7 protein-coding genes are annotated in these 8,233 nt (G+C 50.9%); 1 reads left to right on the forward strand and 6 read right to left on the reverse strand.

The features are described 5' to 3' along the window. Positions 1-318: 318 nt before the first annotated feature. The 3 genes from rsmA to B2Y11_RS07300 are packed head-to-tail and all read right to left on the reverse strand — an operon-like array spanning position 319 to position 2,402. Complete coding sequence (gene rsmA, locus B2Y11_RS07290) at positions 319-1,176, reverse strand: 16S rRNA (adenine(1518)-N(6)/adenine(1519)-N(6))-dimethyltransferase RsmA (RefSeq protein ID WP_291057783.1); 858 nt, start codon at positions 1,174-1,176, stop codon at positions 319-321. Next, on the reverse strand, positions 1,176-1,718 hold the full coding sequence (gene rnmV / locus B2Y11_RS07295) for a ribonuclease M5 (protein WP_291057785.1): 543 nt from the start codon (positions 1,716-1,718) through the stop codon (positions 1,176-1,178). Before rnmV ends, rsmA begins: the two co-directional genes overlap by 1 nt. A gap of 3 nt (positions 1,719-1,721) precedes the next feature. Then, positions 1,722-2,402: a response regulator transcription factor gene (locus B2Y11_RS07300; protein ID WP_291057787.1), complete on the reverse strand. Its 681-nt coding sequence runs from the start codon at positions 2,400-2,402 to the stop codon at positions 1,722-1,724. A 641-nt stretch (positions 2,403-3,043) separates the two neighbouring features. On the opposite strand from B2Y11_RS07300, the gene lgt reads away from it, so the two are divergent. Beyond that, entirely contained in the window at positions 3,044-3,853 is an 810-nt protein-coding gene (gene lgt, locus B2Y11_RS07305; RefSeq protein WP_291057789.1) for a prolipoprotein diacylglyceryl transferase, read from the forward strand. A 300-nt stretch (positions 3,854-4,153) separates the two neighbouring features. On the opposite strand, the gene sfsA is transcribed toward lgt, so the two are convergent. The 3 genes from sfsA to B2Y11_RS07320 form a co-directional block, all read right to left on the reverse strand. Further along, positions 4,154-5,326 (reverse strand): DNA/RNA nuclease SfsA, encoded by a 1,173-nt coding sequence (gene sfsA, locus B2Y11_RS07310; protein ID WP_291057791.1) that lies wholly within the window; start codon positions 5,324-5,326, stop codon positions 4,154-4,156. 47 nt (positions 5,327-5,373) lie between these two features. Beyond that, the gene (ychF, locus tag B2Y11_RS07315; RefSeq protein WP_291057793.1) at positions 5,374-6,480 is read right to left on the reverse strand and encodes a redox-regulated ATPase YchF; all 1,107 of its coding nucleotides are present in this window, start codon (positions 6,478-6,480) and stop codon (positions 5,374-5,376) included. A gap of 76 nt (positions 6,481-6,556) precedes the next feature. Next, entirely contained in the window at positions 6,557-7,798 is a 1,242-nt protein-coding gene (locus B2Y11_RS07320; protein WP_291057795.1) for an LL-diaminopimelate aminotransferase, read from the reverse strand. Positions 7,799-8,233: the final 435 nt, after the last annotated feature.

Raw genomic sequence — 8,233 nt, forward strand, 5'->3', positions numbered from 1 at the left:
GAGTCCCATGACGAAGCAGTGCATAAAAATTCTTATAAAAGCCGACTCTAGGATTTAATCAGTGCTTCCTTAGCACAGGGCCATATGCCCCTCTGCCGCGCAGCGGCAGGCCCCTTCAGGAATACCGACCAGCCCACCAGCCTACTAAATCTATTTTATCATACTGGCTCCCCCATATTTCCAAAAAGGCGCCCACTACCACCCTCTGAACCCTTTGCACCTTTTGCACCCTCTGAACCCCCACGCCCGCAAGGCGTGTCCCCCATCAAAAAAGAGGGCTGTGAAAAAATGTAAGTCATCTTTTCACAGCCCTTTTTCTTATTGATGAATCTGGTCATACCAGGCGTCTGCCAGTTTTCCATATTCTTCCATGGAGAAGGTTTCGCCTCTTCTTTTTCCGTCTATGCCAGCTTTTTCCAAAATAACGGGAATCCAGTCAGCCGGAATGCCGCCGGATTTCATGGCATTGGTGAAAACTTTGCGACGCTGGCCGAATCCCATTTTCACCAGGGAGAAGAAGAGTTTCCTGTCCTTCACGTCCACCGCCGGCTTTTCTCTCCGCCGGATTTTCAGTACGGTGGATGTGACCTGGGGCCTTGGGATGAAGGCGGATGGCGGGATGTCGAGCACCCTTTCCGCTGTGCAGTCAAAGTTCACTGCCAAAGTCAAGGCTCCGTAGTCCTTGGAGCCGGGCTCAGCCAGGATGCGGTCGGCCACTTCCTTCTGCATCATGAAGACAAAGAGGGAAATGGGAAGCTCTGACTGAATGAGGGACAGAAGGATCGGCGTGGTGATATAGTATGGCAGGTTTGCCGCACAACGCCAGTCCTTATCGCCCAGAATAGTTTTCAGGTCTGCTTTCAGCACGTCCTCGTAAATGATACGGATATTGGTATAGTGTTCCAGGGTATGGGAAAGCACCCGTTCCAGACTTTTGTCCAGTTCAAAGGCCGTAACATCCGCCCCTGTTTCCGCCAGGGCCTGGGTGAGGGTGCCGATGCCGGCACCGATTTCCATAACCGGTACGTCTTTACCAAGTTCGGCAGCCTCTGCAATGGCAGCTACCACGTCGGGACGGATAAGAAAATTCTGGCCCAGCTTATGCTTGGCATGAATGCCAAAACGCCGGATTACATACTGCACCACCTGTCGGTCTGCAAGATTGGCTTCCAGCATTATCCATCCTCCCGGCACATTTGCAGTGCCCTGTCCCATTCTTCACGGGTAATTCCATAATGGTTCAGCCTTTTCACAAACTGCTTGGCATTTCCATAGCCTATGCCCAAAGCAGCCCCTACTCTGGCCCGCTTCTCTGAAGAATCCGCTTCTCCCGAGAGTCCGGCGGCAAAGAGGTCTGATGAAGAGAAAAGGCCGGAATCTTCCTGGTATAAAATCCTCAAGGTGGAAAGAGCCTTCCGGATAGCCTCGGGAGACGCATCTTCTATGCCCACGTCGTCTGCCGTAGAAGCTTCTGATTTGGGGACGAAGGCATGAAGGGCTTTGGGAAATAAACGGGAAAGGCGCTGGCGGATCCGTTCACCGGGGCCGTCGGGGTCTGTCAGGATGATAATGCCCCGCTTTTCATAGGCGTACCGGATTTTCTCCACCGTTTCCTTCGTAAGGGCAAAGCCGCCGGTGGCAATCATGTCCGCGTCCACCGCCATGCCCACCCGGGCGATATCCGATTTCCCTTCCACTACAATCACTTGTTTAATCATCAATCAGTCTCTGGCTGCGTAGCCGATGCCGCGGACTGTGTGGATATATTTCTTGCCCACCTTTTCATCAATCTTGCTTCTCAGGTAGCGGATATACACATCTACAATATTGGTCTTTCCGGCATAGCCGTAGCCCCATACCTTTTCCAGGATTTCTTCTCTTCTGATGACATGGTTCTTGTTTTTAGCCAGGAAAAGGAGAAGGTCGAATTCCTTCTTTGTGAGGTCAATCACCTCATCCCCTGCCCGCACTTCATGACGGTCGGGATAAATGGACAGATCACCGATGGTGAAGGCCGGGTCCACCACCATTTTGGGTTCTTCGTGGCGGCGCAGAGATGCACGGATACGGGCAATCAGTTCCTTGGTGGCATAGGGCTTCGTCATATAATCGTCAGCGCCTGCATTCAGCGCAGCCACTTTGGCATCCACGCCGGCATCGGCGGACAGATAGATAACCGGAACAGGGCTGATTTCGCGGATTTTTCCAAGAATCTCATGGCCATCCTTCATAGGTTCATCGGGGTCAAGAACCACCACATCCGCCTGCTTCTGGCCTACCAGGTCAACAGCCGTTTCTCCCGTATTATCAATCATACTGGTAAATCCCGCTTCTTCCAGCTTCAGTTGCATGAAGCGGCTTACAGCCGGGTCATGTTCAATAATCAATACACAGTTTCTCATTATGGTACCTCCCCAATTAACATGGCAAAATAAAAGGCGCTGCTTCTTATTGTTATTATTATTATTGGCAGGAATGAATTTATTATTATTATGTTTCCTGTTGATGCAGCCGTGTTGAAGCACCGGTTAATGTGCTTCTTAATATTTCTAACATCATCATACCATAGAATTATTTAAATTCAAGTTTCCCATGTAAGAAAAAATAGAGAAAAATTAGCGTATACTTAGCTCCTCGATTAGAATAATAAATCCTGTTCTTCCGCTGCGATCCCTCAAAAGTGAAGAATATCCAGTATTTATCGCATATTTTTTGAAATTGACTAAAGCGGAAATGATGAAATAAAATGATAGAAATATCTTCATACCTATACCCCCCATGGGTATAGATTTTTTCTATTGTTAGTCTGGAATTAGATTAATATGTACATTTACTGCACACTCGTTAATTATTATTTCATTAAGAATATAATCGTACAAAAAGTACGGTAAAGTACGTTTCCCTCTTTTTAACCTCTGCAGGAATTGCAGGCAAAATATCCAAAAGCCCATGACAGGATAATCCATTGCAGTGCATTGTATAATGGTTATATAAAAAGAGCTTCCTGCAGCGCAGAAAGCCATTTCAGTAAAGGAGCCTGTTCATGCATCAATATGTTACATTCATCGGCGGATTCCCCATCCGCTTTTACGGCATTTTTTTCTCACTGGGCATTATATTCGGCTGCATCATGGCCTACTATTTCCTGAAAAAGGATGGAAGAGGCTGGCATGAATGCATGTTTGACCTGGGGCTCACCATTGCTTTCGTCGGCATTATCGGCGGCCGCCTCTGGGACGTCTTCTTCTTCGACTGGGACTACTACCACAATCATCTTCTGGAAATCCCCTATGTGTGGCAGGGCGGCATGGCCATCCAGGGCGGTGTCCTTTTTGCCTGCGTTGCCGGATATATATATCTTAAGAAACACAAAATTCCGGTGCTCCAGTTTGCCGACATCATAGCACCGGCCATCATTTTCGGACAAGCCATAGGCCGCATCGCCAATTTCATGAACGGCGACGCCTTCGGCCACCCCACCGGCGCCGACTTCGGCCTCCTATACCCCTCCACCACCCTGGCCTACCACACCTACGGCGCCCAGCCCCTGTGGCCGGCAGAGGTATGGGAATGCCAGGGCGACCTCATCATCCTGGGACTGCTCCTGTGGTACTCCTGCTTCAGGCACGCCAGAGGCACCACCTTCTGCCTCTACATTATGCTCTACTCCCTCCTCCGCTTCTTTCTGGAATACTTCCGCGGAGACTACGGCACCCTGGCCTTCGGCCTCAAAAGCGCCCAGCTCACCGCGCTCACCGGATTCGCAGCAGCTCTTTTGGTATTTATTTACTTCTCCATCCGGTATAGAAAAGACAGGATAGAGGAAACGGAAGGCGCCAAAAGGGAAGGTTGACGGGCCTATGGCCCGAGGGTTGTGGTGGCAGCTTCGCTGCAGTATAAAAGGGGCGCGCCTGTCGGCGCAGGTTGTGTAGAAGGGTTGTGAAGGAAAAGGTTCAGAGGGTTCAGAGGGTGGTGGATAGCCGCTGCGCAGCAATGATTATGAAGTCAGCGTTACGGGAATGCCTTCCCGCCGTAAGCGTCATTCTGAGCCGCAGGCGAAGGATCTCCGTACGCGTAGACATTGACTCCGACTAGCTCACTAGTACACTAGTACACCAGCCCACTAGCCCCCAGCCCACTCTACATACTTCATTTACCGCTCCCTATTCCCCATTTTCTCTATCCCAAAGTATCTATCCAGCCTGTTGATTTCAAAATTTTCTTCTATTTTCACAAAGGCCGGCAGGTGCATGGGGTTTTGGTGGAAGCCAAACAGGTGGGATTTACAGCTGCAGTCGGTGCAGCCGAAGCCCGGTATGGACCAGTCGGCTATGCCGGAGAGGGTCTCTGCCAGTTTGTGTTCCAGGTCTTCTTTGGTGCGGATGGGAATGGCGCCGGTGAAGCGGCAGGCGTTTCTGAGGTAGTCCATATGCCAGTGGCGCCTTTTGCGAAGTGCTTTATGATGGGCGATCCGCTGGTCCAGGTTCTTTCTGGCGCTTCCCACATAGACGTAGTACCCTTTGGGAAAGCGGATGTCTCCCAAGCTCCCTACGGTGATTGTGCTGTCTTCTTCCATCTGAAGGACAATCATATAGTCTCCGGCATTTCCCATTTCCCTGTCCAGTACTTCCCCGGATGAGGGGATGAGCCGCACGTTTTCGGGCATGAGGAAATCTTTTGTCCAGGGAATGACGCAGGCCTTCCAGTCCAGAAAGTCCAGACCTTTCCTGAACTCTTCCGCAAAGGGAAGGTCTGTATGATAGTTGGGCAGGAACCAGCAGGCGTCTTTATAATGGACAAGCACAAGGAGGCCTGCGTGCTCCCCTGCCCTTCCCATTTCCACCAGATGGGTGAGGTGTTTCCTTCCCCTTTCCGTAGGGGCGTCGGGAAACATGGCGCCATGTTCTCCGGAGAGGCTGCAGGATTTGACTTCCACCGGAAAGGTTTCTCCCGTTTCCCCATCACCCAGGAGAAGGTCGAAGCGGCTGTCTCCCATGGTCACTTCTCTTCCGGCAAGGAAATAGTTTTCCCAGCCCGGAATTTTGTGATTTTTCACCAGCCATGCAGCCACATCATTGGCCTTTGTGGTATCCAGGTAAAAGATATGGCTGCCTTTTTTACAGCCCACCACCCGGTAGGCGGTCCGCAGTCCTTTCCGGTTGGGCGTCAGGTAGAGGGTGACACCGGGGAAGAGAAATTCCCTCATCCGCCCGGGATTTGGCATATGGCATAGTACCTTTTCTCCATTGATTTCCACATGGCACACAAACCGGTTCGGACGGTCTATGAACTTTCCTTCCACTAAAGTTTTATATATTTTTTCCATATTTTATAAAAAAGACCGGCAGCCGCCGGTCTTTTCCCTTCTCTTTTTTATACATTAAAGCGGAAATAAGCAATATCTCCGTCCTGGATGATGTAATCTTTTCCTTCTACCCGGAGCAGTCCCTTTTCACGGACCCCATTGTAGGAGCCGCAGGCCATGAGGTCGTCGTAGGAAACGATTTCCGCACGGATGAAGCCTCTTTCGATGTCGCTGTGAATCTTTCCTGCTGCCTTAGGTGCTTTGGTGCCGGCGCGGACGGTCCAGGAGCGGCATTCGTCAGGGCCTACGGTAAAGAAATTGATCAGGCCCAGCATGGAATAGGCAGTGCGGATAAGGCGGTTAAGACCCGGTTCTTCTTCTCCCAGGTCTGCCAGGAAAGCCTTGGCTTCCTCGCCGTCCAGTTCAGACACTTCCTCTTCGATTTCAGCGGAAATAGGAACCCATTTGGCTCCTTCCTTTTCCGCTTCTTTGCTGGCTGCCTGTACATATTCATTGGCAAGGGGATCGGCAATATCGTCTTCCGCCATGTTCAGTACATAAAGCACAGGCTTCAGGGTGATAAGGTTCAGTTCCTTCAGCACTTCCAGGTCATCGTCCGAAAGGTCCAGCGCCCTGGCGGGGGTGCCGTTCTGCAGGGCATCATACACCTTTTCCAGTACCGGCAGGTCCGCCTTGGCCTGCTTGATGCCTGCCTGGGCCAGCTTGGCTGTCTTTGTCTTTTTCTTGTCCACACTTTCCAGATCCGCCAGGCAGAGCTCCGTATTGATAATGTCCATATCTCTTACGGGATCAATGGAACCTTCCACGTGAGTAATATTTCCATCTTCAAAGCAGCGCACCACGTGGGCAATGGCATCGGTTTCACGGATGTGGCTCAGGAACTGATTGCCCAGGCCCTCCCCTTTGGACGCACCGGCCACCAGACCGGCAATATCCACGAAGCGAGTAAAAGCGGGGGTGGTTTTCTTCGGATTGAACATGGCAGCCAGGTCATAGATGCGGTGATCCGGCACTTCTACAACCCCTACATTCGGTTCAATGGTGCAGAATGGGAAATTGGCCGCTTCCGCGCCGGCTTTGGTAATGGCATTGAAAAGTGTACTCTTCCCTACGTTTGGAAGGCCTACAATGCCGATCTGCAGATTTGTACTCATGAGAACTCCTTACATTCTTAAACAGGCAGAAATCTACCTTCCGGGTAAGAAGGTAGATTTTTGCTCATAAAACCAATTATTCAGCCAGTTTCTTTACTGCCTTTTTCAGTCTTTCCACCGCTTCCTTCGTCAGTTCCGGCGTATTGAAGGAGGTAAGGCGGACATAGCCTTCGCCGCAGGGGCCGAAGCCGGAGCCGGGGGTGCAGATAATCTGAGCTTCCTTCAGAAGGTAGTCAAAGAAATCCCAGCTGGTCATGCCTTCCGGTACAGACAGCCATACGTAGGGGCTGTTCACGCCGCCGCAGGCGGAAAGGCCCACTTCTTTAGCGCCCTGGAGAATGACCTTGGCATTGTTTCTGTAAATATCAAGGGTAGCCTGGATCTGTTTCTGTCCCTCTTCCGTGTAGATAGCTTCAGCGCCACGCTGTACGATGTAGGAGCAGCCGTTGAACTTGGTGCACTGACGGCGGTCCCAGAGAGCATTGGCGGAAACCTTTTCACCGGACTTTGTTTCCAGCATCAGTTCCGTCGGCACTACGCAGTAGCCGCAGCGCACACCGGTAAAGCCGGCGGTCTTGGAGTAGGAGCGGAATTCGATGGCCACTTCCTTAGCCCCTTCGATTTCATAAATGCTGTGGGGAATATCATCTTCCGTAATGAATGCTTCATAGGCGGCATCGAAGAAAATGACGGAGCCCGTATGCTTTGCATACTTCACCCACATGGTGAGGTCCTTTTTATTGAGAGCTGCACCGGTGGGGTTGTTCGGGGAGCAGAGATAAATGATCATGGGATCATGGGAAGGCAGATTTGCCTTGAAACCGCATTCCTCATAACAGGGCAGGTATTCCAGCCGTTCATAGGAGCCGTTCACAAACTTGCCGCTTCTGCCGGCCATGACATTGCTGTCCACATATACCGGATATACCGGATCCGTAACTGCCACGATATCGGATTCCGCAAAGATTTCCTGCATATTGCCGGTATCGCATTTAGCGCCGTCGCTGACGAAAATTTCATCAGGGGAAATATCACAGCCCCTGGCCTGGAAATCATGTTTGGCAATGGCTTCACGGAGGAACATGTACCCCTGTTCAGGACCATAGCCCCGGAATGTTTCCATATGGGCCATTTCATCCACAGCCTTGTGCATGGCTTCAATCACAGCCGGAGCCAGTGGCTGGGTCACGTCGCCGATGCCAAGGGAAATAATGTCAGCCTCAGGATGAGCTTCCTTAAAAGCATTCTGCTTCTGTCTCACCTTAGCAAACAGGTAAGCACCCTGAAGATTCAAATAATTTTCATTACAATGTGCCATAGAAACATCGCCTCTCGTATATGCATTATCATATTTTTTACTAAAAATAATGATGACTTTTATATTTTATCATACCCCATAATGATTATCAAAAAGGATTTTGAATGATTCTGCGCCTTTGGGGCGCAGAAAGGTTCTTAAGTTTGACCGGCCCGCTGGGCGGTCGGGTTCTCAAGTTTGACGGCGCCTTTGGCGCCGAGGGTTGTGGTGGCAGCTTCGCTGCAGTATAAAAGGGGGGGTGCGCCTATCGGCGCAGGTTGTGTAGAAGGGTTGTGAAGGAAAAGATTCAGAGGGTTCAGAGGGTGGTGGATAGCCGCTGCGCAGCAATGATTATGAAGTCAGCGTTACGGGAATGCCTTCCCGCCGTAAGCGTCATTCTGAGCCGCAGGCGAAGGATCTCCGTACGCGTAGACATTGACTCCGACTAGCTCACTA

It is taken from the genome of Dialister sp. UBA1703 (assembly GCA_002320515.1).
Lineage (GTDB): Bacteria > Bacillota > Negativicutes > Veillonellales > Dialisteraceae > Dialister.